12 protein-coding genes are annotated in these 14952 nt (G+C 38.6%); 1 reads left to right on the top strand and 11 read right to left on the bottom strand.

The genetic code is table 11. The features are described 5' to 3' along the window. Positions 1-2 precede the first annotated feature (2 nt). The 11 genes from rlmN to V7122_RS15030 all read right to left on the bottom strand — a co-directional run bounded on the left by rlmN (position 3) and on the right by V7122_RS15030 (position 12604). Complete coding sequence (gene rlmN / locus V7122_RS15080; RefSeq protein ID WP_335347904.1) at positions 3-1085, bottom strand: 23S rRNA (adenine(2503)-C(2))-methyltransferase RlmN; 1083 nt, start codon at positions 1083-1085, stop codon at positions 3-5. Between the two features lie 3 nt (positions 1086-1088). Beyond that, positions 1089-2432 (bottom strand): 16S rRNA (cytosine(967)-C(5))-methyltransferase RsmB, encoded by a 1344-nt coding sequence (gene rsmB / locus V7122_RS15075; RefSeq protein WP_335484425.1) that lies wholly within the window; start codon positions 2430-2432, stop codon positions 1089-1091. Further along, the gene (fmt, locus tag V7122_RS15070) at positions 2429-3379 is read right to left on the bottom strand and encodes a methionyl-tRNA formyltransferase (protein WP_335527412.1); all 951 of its coding nucleotides are present in this window, start codon (positions 3377-3379) and stop codon (positions 2429-2431) included. Before fmt ends, rsmB begins: the two co-directional genes overlap by 4 nt. A 1-nt stretch (position 3380) precedes the next feature. Then, entirely contained in the window at positions 3381-3860 is a 480-nt protein-coding gene (gene def / locus V7122_RS15065) for a peptide deformylase (protein WP_335348366.1), read from the bottom strand. A 92-nt stretch (positions 3861-3952) separates the two neighbouring features. Next, positions 3953-6370, bottom strand: a complete 2418-nt coding sequence (priA, locus tag V7122_RS15060; protein ID WP_335484429.1) for a primosomal protein N' — start codon at positions 6368-6370, stop codon at positions 3953-3955. Continuing rightward, positions 6367-7575: a bifunctional phosphopantothenoylcysteine decarboxylase/phosphopantothenate--cysteine ligase CoaBC gene (coaBC, locus tag V7122_RS15055; RefSeq protein ID WP_335348178.1), complete on the bottom strand. Its 1209-nt coding sequence runs from the start codon at positions 7573-7575 to the stop codon at positions 6367-6369. The genes priA and coaBC overlap by 4 nt, the downstream gene beginning before the upstream one ends. Before the next feature lie 156 nt (positions 7576-7731). Beyond that, on the bottom strand, positions 7732-7953 hold the full coding sequence (gene rpoZ / locus V7122_RS15050) for a DNA-directed RNA polymerase subunit omega (RefSeq protein ID WP_066289256.1): 222 nt from the start codon (positions 7951-7953) through the stop codon (positions 7732-7734). Between the two features lie 3 nt (positions 7954-7956). Then, on the bottom strand, positions 7957-8571 hold the full coding sequence (gene gmk, locus V7122_RS15045; RefSeq protein WP_335348177.1) for a guanylate kinase: 615 nt from the start codon (positions 8569-8571) through the stop codon (positions 7957-7959). Between the two features lie 9 nt (positions 8572-8580). After that, positions 8581-8844, bottom strand: a complete 264-nt coding sequence (gene remA, locus V7122_RS15040; RefSeq protein ID WP_315668487.1) for an extracellular matrix/biofilm regulator RemA — start codon at positions 8842-8844, stop codon at positions 8581-8583. Between the two features lie 57 nt (positions 8845-8901). Continuing rightward, positions 8902-9774 carry a YicC/YloC family endoribonuclease gene (locus V7122_RS15035; protein ID WP_335353342.1) on the bottom strand — a complete coding sequence of 291 codons (873 nt, stop codon included), beginning with the start codon at positions 9772-9774 and terminating at the stop codon, positions 8902-8904. Positions 9775-9925: 151 nt separating this feature from the next. Beyond that, positions 9926-12604 carry a calcium-translocating P-type ATPase, SERCA-type gene (locus V7122_RS15030; protein ID WP_335344147.1) on the bottom strand — a complete coding sequence of 893 codons (2679 nt, stop codon included), beginning with the start codon at positions 12602-12604 and terminating at the stop codon, positions 9926-9928. A gap of 620 nt (positions 12605-13224) precedes the next feature. Here V7122_RS15030 and V7122_RS15025 point away from each other — a divergent pair. After that, a complete protein-coding gene (locus V7122_RS15025) occupies positions 13225-14934 on the top strand; it encodes an Rqc2 family fibronectin-binding protein (RefSeq protein ID WP_335527410.1) in 1710 nt (569 codons plus the stop codon). Positions 14935-14952 lie beyond the last annotated feature (18 nt).

The raw sequence follows: 14952 nt of genomic DNA, 5'->3' as shown, positions 1-14952 counted from the left end.
TGTCACCTCGTCTCCTCTTTTCGCTCCTTCGCACGAAGTTGTCCACATGCTGCATCAATATCATGACCTTGCTCTCTGCGAATCGTTACATTTACACCATGATTTTTTAATGTCTTTTCAAATTTAAAAATTTGTTCCTTCGGTGTTCTGACATAATCCCGTTCAGGAACATAATTAACTGGAATTAAGTTAATATGGCATTTAATTCCTTTTACTAATCTTGCTAATTCCTCTGCATGCTCCACCTGGTCATTTACTCCACCGAATAAACCGTACTCAAAGCTGACACGTCTTCCGGTTTTATTTACATAATAACGGATGGCTTCCATTAAATCTGGCAACTTATATGCACGATTAATAGGCATTAGTCGGCTTCTAAGTTCTGAGTTTGGTGCATGGAGAGATAGTGCGAAATTGATTTGCAGATTTTCGTCGGCAAATTGATAAATCTTCGGAATGATTCCACTTGTTGATACAGTAATATGGCGGGCCCCGATATTTAGCCCTTTATCATGATTAACAATTTTTAAGAAGGAGAGCATTTGATCATAATTATCAAAGGGCTCGCCAATCCCCATTATAACGATTGAACTAACTCTTTCCTCTGTTTCATCTAATGCCTGCTGTACTTTTACGACTTGAGCAACGATTTCTCCTGCTTCTAGGTTCCGCTTTAATCCCCCTAGAGTGGATGCACAGAATGTACAGCCAATTCTGCAGCCTACCTGGGTTGTTACACAAACAGAATTGCCGTATTCATGCCTCATAAGAACGGTCTCAATCGAATACCCATCATGAAGTTCAAATAAAAATTTAATCGTCCCGTCTGAGGATTGCTGTTGAATAATGGTTTTCAATGTCGTTAATGTAAAGGAATTAGATAGCTTATCCCGTAATCCTTTAGATAAATTGGACATATCCTCAAAGCTTAAAATTCTTTTCGTATAGAGCCAATCAAAAATTTGATCGGCACGAAACGTCTTTTCATTCATTTCTGCTAGCCAGGCTTTTAACTCATGCAGCTGTAAAGAATAAATGGACGGTTTTTGTTCAGTTGTTACTTTTTTCTCAGTTGCTTGTTCCATTCATTATACCTTCTTTCTTAGACAGGCTATATAAAAGCCATCAGATCCAATATGTTGCGGTAAAATTTGAAGCTGATACCCATTTACAAATGGTCGTATGGCCTCAGGCATCCGTTCCTTCATCGATAGATCACCTTCAAATTCTTCGTTTTCATTTAAAAAAGCTTCAACAACTTTCTCATTCTCTTCAAGATCAACCGTACAAGTACTATAAACTAGATTACCACCTTTTTTCAATAAAGGAGAAACGGCAGCTAATAAGTTTTTTTGCACGGCTGCCAATTGGAAAATATCTTCTTCTTTTTTCGTATACTTCATATCGGGCTTTCTTCTCATCACCCCTAGACCTGAGCAAGGGGCATCTAATAATATTTGATCAAAAGATGCTTGTTCAAAATGACCTTGAACCTTTCTGCTGTCAAGGGAAGTTGCCGTTATATTGGTTAATTTAAGTCTTGTTGCATTTTCCTGAATTAATCTTACTTTATGATCATGTAAATCAAGAGAAATAACTTGACCAGTGTTAGAAAGCCTCTCTGCTATATGAGTAGATTTTCCTCCGGGAGCCGCACACGCATCCAATATCCGTTCATTTTCAGAAATACCTAATGCATATGCAGCAAGCATCGAACTTTCATCTTGAATCGTGATCAGCCCATCCTTAAAGATTTGTGAATGAGCAATGTTACCGCGGTAACATTTGATAGCTTCAGGAATTACAGGGCTTTGTTCAATCTGATACCCTTCTTGTTCTAGTAGCTTGATGCAATCTTCTACTGTCGTTCTAGTTAGATTGACCCTTGCCGTTTGTAATGGAGCTGTTAAATTAAGTTCACACATTTCTTTTGTCTTTTCATAACCTAGCTGATCTACCCATCTATTCACAAGCCAATATGGGTGACTTGTTTCGATAGAAAGTCTTTCAATCGGATCCTCGATTGTTTCTAAGGAAGGCAAGCCCGACCTTTGAATATTGCGAAGAATTCCATTAACCATTCCAGAAATTCCTTTATGGCCACGATTTTTTGCAATTTCAACTGCTTCAAAGATCGCTGCCCGGTCCGGAATCTTATCTAAATAAATCATTTGATATAAAGTAAGTCGCAGTAATTGAACTACCCAGCTCTCAACCTTTTTATTACCTTTAAGAAAGGGCTTTAAAAAGAAATCAAGACTCATTCTTCTCTGCAAAGTACCGTAGGTCAATTCGGTTAGCAAGCCAATATCCTTTGAGCTAATTTGGTTCTTGTTAATAAAATTATTTAGAAGCAAATTGCTGTAAGACTGATTTTTTTCAATAGTCTCTAACAAGTCCATTGCGGTTTCGCGGACGTTTTTCTTTTTCATTGTTCAACTCCTAAACGATCACCAGTCGTGACTTGTGACCCAGCACCTCGTAAAAATTGCTCCGCAGTCATTTTTTTCTTTCCTGCTGGCTGAAGTTCGATAATTTTAATGGCGGTCTCATTACCAGTTGCAATAACTAGATCATGATCCTTATATCTTATAATGGTCCCTGGTGGCTGATTTGAATCCCCATGAACCTTTTCAGCCCACCAAACTTTTATGACAGCATCGTTTAATGTGGTGTAAGCAACAGGCCAAGGATTTAACCCGCGTATATGGTTATAAATTTCCTCACCTGTTTTTGTCCAATCAATTTTTTCCTGCTCTCTTTTTATATTTGAAACGAAGGTAGCATTAGCGTCATTTTGAGGGATAGGCTGTAATTCCCCTTTGATCAGCTTAGGCAAAGTGTCGGATAAAAGATCAGAACCTGCCACACTAAGCTTATCGTGCAGCGTACCAACTGTATCAGTATCCGTAATTGGCACCTCTACCTGGGTTAATATATCCCCGGCATCAAGCTTTTCGGCCATATACATTATTGTAATGCCTGTCTTTTTCTTCCCTTGAATAATAGAATAGTGGATAGGTGCACCTCCTCTTAATTCTGGAAGCAAAGATGCATGAACATTAATACATCCGAATTTAGGAGCGTCTAATAACTCCTTAGGTAAAATTTGCCCAAAAGCGGCAGTTACAATTAAATCAGGATTCAATGCTAAGATTTTGTCTAGCTCAGCTTTTTCTCTGATTTTTTCCGGCTGATAAACAGGGATTCCATGTTTTTCTGCCTCTACCTTTACTGGTGGGGGTGTTAATACCCTTTTTCTCCCTACAGGACGGTCAGGCTGTGTAACAACTCCTATAACCTCAAACCCGTCTTTTATAATTTGCTGCAGGACAGGAACAGAGAAATCTGGTGTTCCCATAAAAACAATTTTTGTCATATTACTCCGCTCCTTCCAGCTCAGATTCTTCAAGGTATCTAATTACTTTGGAAGTAAATAAAATTCCTTGAAGATGATCAATTTCGTGTAAAATCGCTCTCGCCAAGAAATCTTCTGCTTCAAGTGTATAAAATTTCCCTTTCCGATCTTGTGCTTTGATTTTCACATAGGCAGGTCTATTTACTTCTCCATATAACCCTGGAAAACTCAAGCAGCCTTCTGGCCCAATCTGTTCTCCTTTTATTTCTAGTATTTCCGGATTGATCATTTCGATTGTGCCGCTATCATCATCAATATCAACAATCGCAATTTGCTGATCAAGACCAATTTGTGGGGCAGCTAGTCCAACTCCGTCAAATTCAATCATCGTATCATACATGTCATTTAATATTTTTACGAGTTTTTTATCAAAAAACTTAACTGGTTTACACTGTACCTCTAATATTTCAGAAGGATAAGTGACGATTTTTCTGACTGACAATCTAGTTCCTCCAATGTCTTCTTATTTACCTATTTTCAACTATTTTTACATGATTCATAACTAAATTTATCTAAATCTTTTCGCCAATTTTACTACATTAATATATATGGATTTAGATCTACGGAAATTTGCAGTCCGCCCGAATGAATCTCCTGTTGATAGTGATCAAGCATTTTTTTGAGAGACTCGCCTAGAGCTGGTTCCCGCTTGTATTTTATCAAACATTGGTACCTATATCTATTATTAATCCTAGGAATTGGAGAAGCAACAGGGCCAAGACATATTGCTTCATTGGATAGCTTGGAGCGAATAAAGGCTGTGATTTTTTCTGTAACCGACACTGCCTTCAGTAATTCCTCATGACTAACTGTAACTAAGGATATATAGTAGAACGGCGGATATTTATGGATTTTCCTTATCATCATTTCTTTATCATAAAAACGAGCATAATCCTGTTCACCTGCTAATTCGACGCTATAATGCTCTGGGGTATACGTCTGAATGACAACCTCTCCTTCAAGCTCATGTCTTCCTGCACGTCCACTAACTTGAGTCAGCAGCTGAAAGGTTTTCTCTGACGATCTGAAATCCGGGAGGTGGAGCATAGTATCAGCGGATAATACCCCAACTAAGGTTATGTTTGGAAAATCCAATCCTTTCGCAATCATTTGTGTTCCAAGAAGGATATCAGCATGCCCGGCCTGGAATTGATCCAGCAGTTTTTCATGGGCACCCTTTTTACTTGTTGTATCAACATCCATACGAATGACGGTCGCTTCAGGAAGAATCTTCGCCAGTTCCTCCTCGACTTTCTGCGTTCCAGTTCCAAAATAACGAATATGCTCACTCTGGCATTCAGGGCAGTTATTTGGAACTGTTGCTTCGTAGCCGCAATAATGACATTTCATTTGCTGATTGAATCGATGATAGGTTAGTGATATATCGCAATTAGGGCAGTTAACAACAAACCCGCAATCTCTGCACATGACAAAAGAGGAGTGGCCTCTTTTATTTAAAAATAAAACAATTTGTTCTTTTTTTTCTAATCGATCTTTTATTTTTTCAAGAAGCATTTGAGAAAACATCGAGCGGTTTCCAGCTCTCAATTCTTCCCTCATATCGATGATAGCTACTTCAGGCAAAGCTTGATTATTCATTCTCTTCGGCATCGATAAAAGCTTGTAAACTCCTTTTTGCGCCCTAGCAAATGACTCGAGTGAAGGGGTCGCACTTCCTAAGACAACAGGACATTTATGGGTAGCTGCTCTATGGATCGCCACATCGCGAGCATGATACCTTGGGTTTTCCTCTTGTTTATAGCTTGTCTCATGCTCCTCATCAATTATGATAATTCCGAGATTTTGGAAAGGAGCGAAAATGGCTGATCTGGCACCGACTACAACCTTTACTTCCTGTCTTTGAATTTTTCTCCATTCATCATATTTTTCTCCGGTTGAAAGACCGCTATGAAGAACTGCTACTTGGTCCCCGAATCTCCCCTTAAATCTTTTGACCATTTGCGGGGTTAGTGAAATTTCGGGAACAAGGACAATGGCTTCTTTTCCCTTCTCAAGTACCGTTTGAATGGATTGAAGATAAACTTCCGTTTTGCCGCTCCCGGTTACACCATATAATAAAAAAGTTTGGTGGCTTTCTATTTCAATAGTTGATAAGATTGGCTTAATCGCATTTTCTTGGTCCGATGATAATGGCAGTGGTTCCGTTCTTGCAAAAGTTCGTTCCCCATAAGGATCTCTGTATACTTCTAATTCCTTTTGCCGTAATATCCCTTTGTGGATTAATCCATTCACAACAGACGAGGTAATCCGAAGCTTCACGAGAAGCTCACGAAGTTCAATCATTTTCTCCTCAGTGTGTAAAAAAAAGTCCAGCACATGCTTTTGTTTAGTGGCTTGAGTCGGCAAGCTTTCTATTTCAGCATATAGCTCTTCCTTACTTAAATTTGTATAAATCGCCTTAAGCTTTTTCTTTCTTACTCGTTCCTTTACTTCGTATAAAATTTCAACTGTCCCTTTCGTTACCTCTTTCTGCAGCATAGATAAATAGCCCTTCTCAATTGCTTCCTGCCAAGAAATTATGTCCCGACTCGAAAAAACCTCCATAACTTGAGTAGGCAATTCAACCGGGTTGTTAGCTTCTATTAGTTTAAGTTTTTTTTCATATTTAGCTTTTAAAGCTGCAGGCAGCATGACTTGGTAGGCTGAAATTTTATAACAGAGTGTTGTTTCCGTTAACCAATCGCCAAGAGTTAGGAGTTCCTGATTCAATACAGGAGTTAAATCCATTGGTTCTATTAGCTTTTTTAATTGCTTGAAAACAGATTCAGCTTTTATGTCTGTCACAAAGCCTTGAATTTTTCTCGGCCCAAAAGGAACAATCACCCTCATACCAATTTGTATAACATCTATTAAATGATCCGGGATTAAATAATCAAAAGCCCTGTCCGTTTGTCTTGCCGGTACATCAACGATTACACTGGCAATGTTCATTTATGTTCATTCCTTAATAATAAAGAAGCTTCATGGAGTATTTTTGCTGCAACCTCATGCTTTGACATAAGAGGGAGCTCTTCTAACGTGCCATCCCGTTTAAATAACGTCACAATATTCGTGTCTGTTCCAAAGCCTGCTCCTTCGGTTTTTACATTATTTCCGACAATCATATCTGCATTTTTTTTCTTGAGCTTTTCACGGGCGTACTCTGCTACATGATCTGTTTCTGCAGCAAACCCAATCAAAATTTGATGTTTTTTTGCTTTGCCAAGTTCAAAAAGAATATCCTTAGTTCTCTCAAGCTCTATGCTTTGTTCTCCTGGCTGTTTTTTCACCTTATGATCATACGTTATTTTCGGACGATAGTCTGCAACTGCAGCAGTTTTTATTACGATATCTGCATTTTCGTATTGGGATATTACTGCTTCATACATTTCTTCAGCGCTCTCTACCTTTATTACATTTACACCCGCTGGTGCCTGGAGTGAAACAGGACCTGAGATGAGCACAACATTTGCGCCAGTCTTAGCAGCCTCCTCAGCAATCGCATATCCCATTTTTCCTGATGAATGATTGGTAATATATCTGACCGGGTCAATTTTTTCCCTAGTAGGACCAGCTGTAATGACAAGCTTTGATCCTGATAGATTTATATGGTTTGTTCGAAAATGGTCCCCAATCAGTTCTGTTATTTTCTCTGGCTCCTCCAATCTCCCTTTCCCTACATATCCGCACGCAAGGTATCCTTCTCCCGGCTCGATAAACCTATAACCGAAGCTGTGAAGCGTGTTAATGTTTTTCTGAACTGCTGGGTGATTGTACATATGGACATTCATAGCAGGGGCAACCCAAACAGGAGCAGTAGCAGCAAGCAGTGTAGTCGTAATCATATCATCTGCAATCCCGTTTGCCAGCTTTCCAATTATATTTGCTGTAGCAGGTGCAATTAATATTAAATCAGCCCAATCAGCTAGATCGATATGGGCAATTACTTCAGAATTCTTTTCATCAAATGTATCTGTATAAACATCATTTCGAGATAAAGCTTGAAATGTTAAGGGGGTTACAAATTTTTCAGCTGATTTACTTAGAACAACCTTTACATCCGCACCAGCCTGAGTTAGTTTACTAGTCAGGGCAGCAGCCTTATAAACGGCAATGCCACCTGTAACGCATAAAAGAATTTTTTTTCCGATGAGCATAATTGGACCTCCATCCACCAACAAGTTCTACCTTTATTATGCAAGAAGTGCCTTTTTTTTTCATCTTTTAATCAAGTTTTACCTTACTTTTTACCTATACAATTTAGTTAAGAAATAAAAATAACAACCAGTTACGGTTGTTATTTTTATCAGGTACTATTCGTAAGCTTCATCCTTTTGCTTTTTTGCAAGACGGTAGTGAAGCTGATCCGCATTGATTTCCTCTAATGCTTTGCCAACATTTTTGTGTGATACATATTTATCAAGCTGCGGCTTTGCATTTACTTGCATCATGCGGGCACGCTTTGCAGCTACAGATACAAGTGAATATTTAGAATCAATTTTTGTCATTAATGAATCAATAGAAGGATATAGCATATATTATTCAACCTCCAGCATTTTAATATATCGTGGCTCAACACGTTCTCTTCGGCAATGTTCAGCAACTACAATTGCTTTAATTCTTTCACATGCAAGCTCAATTTGGTCATTTTCAACGACATAATCATACAAGTTCATCATTTCAATTTCTTCTTTTGCAACCGTCATCCGGTTGTTAATAATATCTTCAGTTTCTGTTCCTCTTGTGACAATTCTGTTTTTTAATTCCGATAGGCTTGGCGGAACAAGAAAAATGAATAAGCCATCTGGGAATTTTTTCCGCACTTGGCGAGCACCCTGTACTTCAATTTCTAGGAAAACATCCTTTCCCTTTTCCAATGTCTCTTGCACATAATCTACAGGCGTACCATAATAATTCCCAACGAATTCAGCATACTCCAGAAGTTTTTCTTGTTCAATTAAGGCTTCAAATTCTTCACGGGATTTGAAGAAATAGTCAATTCCATCAATCTCGCCTTCTCTAGGAGACCTTGTTGTCATTGAAATGGAGTATTCAAAAGCGGTATCCGGCTGCGAAAAGATCTCTTTCCGAACAGTGCCCTTCCCTACACCGGAAGGGCCGGACAAAACAATCAATAAACCTTTTTCCTTCATTATTCAATCCTACCCTTCATCAATAGTATCATCTCTGTCATCTAAGCGGTGGGCGACAGTTTCTGGCTGAACTGCTGAGAGAATGACGTGGTCACTATCCATAACAATAACTGCCCTCGTCCGCCTGCCATAGGTTGCATCTATTAAAGAACCGCGATCACGAGCATCTTGTATGATTCTTTTTATCGGTGCAGATTCGGGACTTACTATAGAGATAATACGATTGGCTGAAACAATATTGCCAAAGCCAATATTAATTAATTTAATCGCCATCAGGTTCCTCCAAGTATCAGTTATATATTTTGGCCCCGCGAGCCTTTTTCTAAACAGTCATTCAATATTTTGGACCTGTTCCTTCATTTTCTCCAGCAGGCTTTTCATCTCTACTACAAAAAAAGCAATAGAAGAATCATTTCCTTTCGAACCGATTGTATTAACTTCACGGTTCATCTCCTGAAGGATGAAATCTAATTTTCTTCCAATCGGTTCATTCGCTTGCAAAGTTTGCAAAAACTGATTGATATGACTATAAAGACGAGTGACTTCCTCGTTAATATCTGACTTATCGGCGAAAACAGCTACTTCCGTTAACAGTCGTGTTTCATCCACTTGCCCATTCAAAAAATCAGACATCCGCTTGGCTAGTTTCTCTTGATATTGCTGTATTACTTTCGGGGCTTGCTCCTTTAGTTCAGAAAGCCGCTCATTTAATTTACTAAGATTAAAGTTTAGATCCTTTTCGAGCTCTACACCCTCTAATTTACGCATTTGCCATAATTGTTGACACGCCTCTTCAACAGCCGCAAGCAACAAACATTCTACATTTTCATTATTCGTTTCTTTATCTACAATTAAAATAAGCTCTTCCCTCGTTACATCTTGAAGCGTAATTTCAGTTTCAATTGAATATTTGTTTTTAATATCCGTTATGTATTTAACATATTCGTCTAATAATGCCCAATCTATTTGAACATGCCGACTTGAAAGGCTCTGTCCCTCAATCGTAATATAAACTTCAATTCTGCCTCTTTGGACATATTCACTAATTTTTTTCTTAATTTTATCTTCCAGATAAAGAAGCTGTTTCGGCATTCTAATTTGGTATTCAGCAAATCGATGATTTACCGTTTTAACTTCAACTATGGCAGTAAAAGAACCCTCAACCTTCTTCCCTCTGCCAAAACCAGTCATACTTATAACCATAATTAAACACGCCCTGATCTATGGATTACAAAAATAATTAAACATTTAGTTCGTATTTTACCATAAGGAAAGAAAAATGTATTTAAAAATTTGAATACAAGCAAAAAAGGCAATAGTAAATGCTCTATTACCTTTTGGATTATACCATATCTTATTTTCTTTTTCTTGCCAAAAAAGAACCAGCTAATAAAAATGTTGGTAAAGCAGCAAGCCCAGTAATCATAAACCAATCCTTCATTACTACTGGAACTGTATGGAAAATTGGCTGTAAAGGCGGATAGTAAATGACAACGAACAATAAAGCCAAGGATGAAATAACTGCCCAAACTAAATATTTGTTGCCAAACGGATTTCTTGCAAAAACAGATTTCTCACTGCGGCAATCAAATACGTGAATTAACTGAGCCATTACTAGGGTGGAAAAGGCAATCGTTTGTGCGTATGCGAGTTCATCTGGATTTTTATTGTATACGATGATGAAGGCAATTAAAGTTACAACCCCAATCAAAAAGCCTCGTGATACTACTTTCCAGCCAAGTCCCCTAGCAAATACTCCCTCTCTAGGATTTCTTGGCTTCCGTTTCATCACATCATCTTCAGGCTGATCTAAACCTAAAGCCATTGCAGGTAAGCCGTCCGTTACAAGATTTACCCAAAGAATTTGAATAGGCACTAAAGGAAGGGGGTAACCTAGCAGCATAGCAAAAAGCATAACAAGAATTTCACCAACATTGGAAGCTAGCAAATATCGGATAAACTTTCTAATATTCTCGTAAATATTTCTGCCTTCTTTTATAGCTGCTTTTATCGTAGCAAAATTATCATCAAGCAGAACTAACGCGGATGCTTCCTTGGCCACGTCTGTCCCTGTTATCCCCATTGCTACCCCAATATCCGCAGCTTTAATGGCCGGTGCATCATTAACGCCATCACCTGTCATGGCCACAATATGTCCTCTGTTCTGCAGAGCCTTGACAATTTTCAATTTATGCTCTGGCGAAACTCTGGCAAAAACAGAAACATCATCTACTACTTCTTCTAATTCATGAACATCCATTTCTGAAAGCGCATTACCATCTAAAACCTTTGAGTTGTTTGTAAAAATACCAAGCTGACTTGCTATTGCTTTTGCGGTAATTACATGATCACCGGTAATCATGACGGTTTTAATGCCTGCGTCCCTGCACTCCTTAACAGCATCCTTTACTTCTGGTCTTGGAGGGTCAATCATGCCATGAAGCCCTATAAAAGTAAGATCTCTTTCTGCCTCTTTTTCATGTAAAATAATTGTATTTTCAGGAATTTCTTTAAATCCAATCGCAATTGTTCTTAAGGCTTGAGAGGCTAAGCTTTCAATTGCTTCTTGAATTTTATTAGAAACTTCACGAGACATAAGCTGGCGTTTTCCGTCCCAAAGTACACTTCTGGATATTCCAGCTAACACATCGGGTGCACCTTTTGTGACAATAAATTGCCTGCCCTTATGATCCTTTACGATGATGCTCATCATTTTTCTGGAAGAATCAAACGGGAATTCCTTCATTATTTGATATTGGCTTAATAAAGTGTTACGGCTGTAACCTGCCTTCATAGCCGCAACGAGCAAAGCACCTTCTGTTGGATCTCCATCGATAACATATTCATTACCTTTTTGTTTAATTTCTGCATGATTGCAGAGCATACCGAACATAAGCAATTGCTGAAGTGACTTTTCATTCTTTATTTCTATTTGCTTGTCATTTCGATAGAACTTCCCTTGAGGTTCATAGCCAACGCCATCAACACCCCATACGTTGCCGCCGCTCCAAAGATGAGTAACGGTCATTTTGTTTTGCGTCATTGTTCCTGTTTTATCTGAACAGATTACCGAAGCACAACCTAGCGTTTCAACTGCTGGAAGCTTCCTTACGATAGCCTTCTGCTTAATCATTCTTTGGACACCGAGGGATAAGGCAACCGTTACAATGGCTGGAAGCCCTTCTGGAATTGCCGCAACAGCCAATGAAACTCCAGCAAGGAACATCGTATAAAGATCATGCCCTTGTAAAACCCCGACAACTACTACAAGAACAGTTAGTAATAGGGCCACCGTGATGAGAATTTTCCCAAGCTGCTCAAGCCTGCGCTGCAATGGAGTAGTCATTGTTTCAGCCTTTTGCAGCAAATCAGCAATTTGCCCCATAGCTGTTTTCATCCCGATTGCAACGACTAGCCCTACTCCGCTTCCGCGTGTAACTAATGTGCCCATAAACGCCATGTTTTCCATGTCGCCAATTCCAAGATTTGCTGCTTTAATAGAGCCTATTGTTTTCGAAACCGGCAACGATTCGCCAGTGAGTGCAGATTCTTCCACTTCAAGGCTATTGGATTCTATTAATCTTACATCTGCCCCGATTCGATCTCCACTTGAAAACTTAATAATATCTCCAACGACAATTTCCTTTGTGGGAATCTTCATCCATTCCCCATCTCTTAAAACACTCACCTGAGGCGCCGAAAGCTCTTTTAATGCGGCTAATGATTTTTCCGCTTTTCTTTCTTGAAAAAATCCAAGCAAACCATTTATTATTACGATAGCAATAATGGCGACAGCATCTATGTATTCACCAAGGAGTCCCGAAACAAGTGTCGCTGCTAGTAAAACAAGGACCATGAAATCCTTAAATTGACTAAAAAACAAAAGTAGGGCAGACTGTTTTTCTCCTTCTTCCAGTTCATTATAGCCAAATTGTTTTCTTCGGTTTTTTACATCGTCTTTAGTTAAACCGGCTTTCTTATCAGAATTAAGGGCCTGCTCAACTTCTGTTTCATTCATTTCATGAAATCTCATCCGAACATCACACTTCCTCCTTATTGTCTAGCTGCGGCTCCTAGCCCCTCGAGGTCATAAGTCAATCTTCCATAAAGGTTAAAATACAACCTTCATGAAAGATTGCCTTATGCTTGTCGGGGCTGAACAGTCGCCTCGCTTTTCTAGCTTCTTGTAGAAAAAAGCAAATATTTGTACAAACTAGAGTTATGACCTTTATTATGAAAAGATGCCTTTAAAGTGACAGCATTCGGACCTACCACCCCTTTTAATTAGCAAACATCACCCCGAAAACAGTCTTGTCTAAAGAAAGCTTATTCAGACTCGTCCAAAAAAATGCTATTATATTTAGGAGAGCAGGATAAAAACAAATGTGGTGAAGAAACAAACGGACATTGAATCCGTTATTTCTATTAAATAATCTAAATTTAAGGCTAAACGGACACAGAGGACGCTATTTTTGAAAAAACACAAGGAAATCGATGCTTTTTTACATATTAACGGAACGTATGTCTGTAAACATCAGAAATTAACACCCTTTTCCTCAAATAACGGTCCTGTTGTCCGTTAAGCACTAATATTGCTGCCACCTTATTACGGCAAGTGTAAGAAGATATTAAATAAGAAGAGGATGTTCCCTTATGTCATTTGACGGTTTATTTACTAGGGCCATGACTGAAGAATTGACCCGTGAATTAAAAGGCGGAAGAATTAATAAAATTCATCAGCCTTATAAAAATGAAATTATTTTAGTAGTAAGAGCCAACGGAAAAAATCATAAACTCCTCCTATCTGCTCACCCAAGCTATGCAAGGGTGCAGCTGACAAATGAAACTCATGACAACCCTGCTGAGCCTCCAATGTTTTGTATGCTCCTAAGAAAACATTTAGAAGGGTATTTTCTTGAAGATATTAAGCAGGTGGATTTAGATCGGATTATGATTTTTGAAGTAAAAGGGCGGAACGAAATCGGGGATACGTCCTATAAACAATTAATTGTGGAAATTATGGGCCGGCATAGCAATATTACATTAGTCGATAAAACGAGAAATATGATTCTAGATAGTATTAAGCATGTTTCATTTGCCGTTAATTCACATAGGGCCATATTGCCTGGACACGAATACATATTGCCGCCAAGTCAGAATAAATTAAATCCATTTGAAGCAGACGAAACTGAAGTGGTGAGGCAATTGGATTTTAATAGCGGGAAGCTTGATAAGCAGCTTGTCTCAAGCTTTGCTGGAATATCTCCACTTTTCGCAAAGGAAGTCATCTTTCAGGCAGGACTAGCTAATCGGGCAACTTTGCCGAAGACGTTTTTAGCGATTTTGCAAAAAGTGAAGAAACAGCAAATACAGCCCGCTATAACAATGGGTGGTGAGAAAGAGAGCTATTATCTTTTTCCATTGACTTATTTACAAGGAAAGGCCAGGGAGTTTCAAACACTAAGCGAAATGCTTGATCGCTTTTATTTTGGCAAGGCTGAACGTGACCGTGTTAAACAGCAAGCACATGATCTTGAACGTTTTATCATGAACGAAAAAGAAAAAAATGAGAAGAAATTTGATAAGCTTTTAGCTACTTTAAAGGAAGCAGAAAATGCGGATATTCATCAGCTGTATGGCGAATTAGTTACAGCTAATATTTTTGCCATTCAAAAAGGAATGAAGGAAATCAAAGTCATCAACTACTATGATGAACATGGGGCAACCGTGACCATTCCGTTAGAGCCGCAAAAAACTCCATCGGAAAATGCTCAAAAGTATTTTACAAAATACCAGAAAGCGAAAAATGCTATTAGTATCGTAAAAGAACAGATTGAGATAGCAAGAAAAGAGCAAGCGTATTTTGAAGCATTGCTGCAGCAAGTTGAATCGGCTTCACCGAAGGATATCGAGGAAATCCGCGAAGAACTTATCGAAGGTCAATATATAAAAGATAAAAAGAAGCGAAAAAATAAAAAAGTCCAAAATGCAAAGCCTGTACTAGATCGCTATATGTCTTCAGACGGAACAGAAATATTAGTCGGAAAAAATAATAAACAAAATGACTACTTAACGAATAAGCTGGCAGGAAGAGATGAGATTTGGCTTCACACAAAAGATATTCCAGGTTCCCATGTAGTCATACGAAGCAAGGAACCAATGGAGAAAACAATTCTAGAGGCAGCATCCCTTGCAGCCTATTTCAGCAAAGCGCGAAATTCTAGCTCTGTTCCTGTAGATTTTACACAAATCAGGCATGTCAAAAAGCCGAGCGGTGCAAAGCCTGGGTTCGTCATCTATGATAATCAGCAAACGATATATGTAACCCCTGATGAGGAAACAATTCTCGCTTTAAAAAATTAATAAAAGGCAAGCCAATTG

This window comes from Bacillus sp. JJ1532, from assembly GCF_036965085.1.
Classification (GTDB): Bacteria; Bacillota; Bacilli; order Bacillales; family Cytobacillaceae; genus Cytobacillus.
The sequence above is the reverse complement of the archived record's forward strand: the minus strand, read 5'-3'. Positions and strand labels throughout refer to the sequence as shown.

Excerpts from the sequence above, each read along its gene's own strand:
- V7122_RS15030 (WP_335344147.1), bottom strand. The coding sequence starts at position 12,604 with ATGAGATTTCATGAAATGAATGAAACAGAAGTTGAGCAGGCCCTTAAT.
- gmk (WP_335348177.1), bottom strand. The coding sequence starts at position 8,571 with ATGAAGGAAAAAGGTTTATTGATTGTTTTGTCCGGCCCTTCCGGTGTA.
- rlmN (WP_335347904.1), bottom strand. The coding sequence starts at position 1,085 with ATGGAACAAGCAACTGAGAAAAAAGTAACAACTGAACAAAAACCGTCC.
- fmt (WP_335527412.1), bottom strand. The coding sequence starts at position 3,379 with ATGACAAAAATTGTTTTTATGGGAACACCAGATTTCTCTGTTCCTGTC.
- rsmB (WP_335484425.1), bottom strand. The coding sequence starts at position 2,432 with ATGAAAAAGAAAAACGTCCGCGAAACCGCAATGGACTTGTTAGAGACT.
- remA (WP_315668487.1), bottom strand. The coding sequence starts at position 8,844 with ATGGCGATTAAATTAATTAATATTGGCTTTGGCAATATTGTTTCAGCC.
- V7122_RS15025 (WP_335527410.1), top strand. The coding sequence starts at position 13,225 with ATGTCATTTGACGGTTTATTTACTAGGGCCATGACTGAAGAATTGACC.
- priA (WP_335484429.1), bottom strand. The coding sequence starts at position 6,370 with ATGAACATTGCCAGTGTAATCGTTGATGTACCGGCAAGACAAACGGAC.
- coaBC (WP_335348178.1), bottom strand. The coding sequence starts at position 7,575 with ATGCTCATCGGAAAAAAAATTCTTTTATGCGTTACAGGTGGCATTGCC.
- rpoZ (WP_066289256.1), bottom strand. The coding sequence starts at position 7,953 with ATGCTATATCCTTCTATTGATTCATTAATGACAAAAATTGATTCTAAA.
- V7122_RS15035 (WP_335353342.1), bottom strand. The coding sequence starts at position 9,774 with ATGGTTATAAGTATGACTGGTTTTGGCAGAGGGAAGAAGGTTGAGGGT.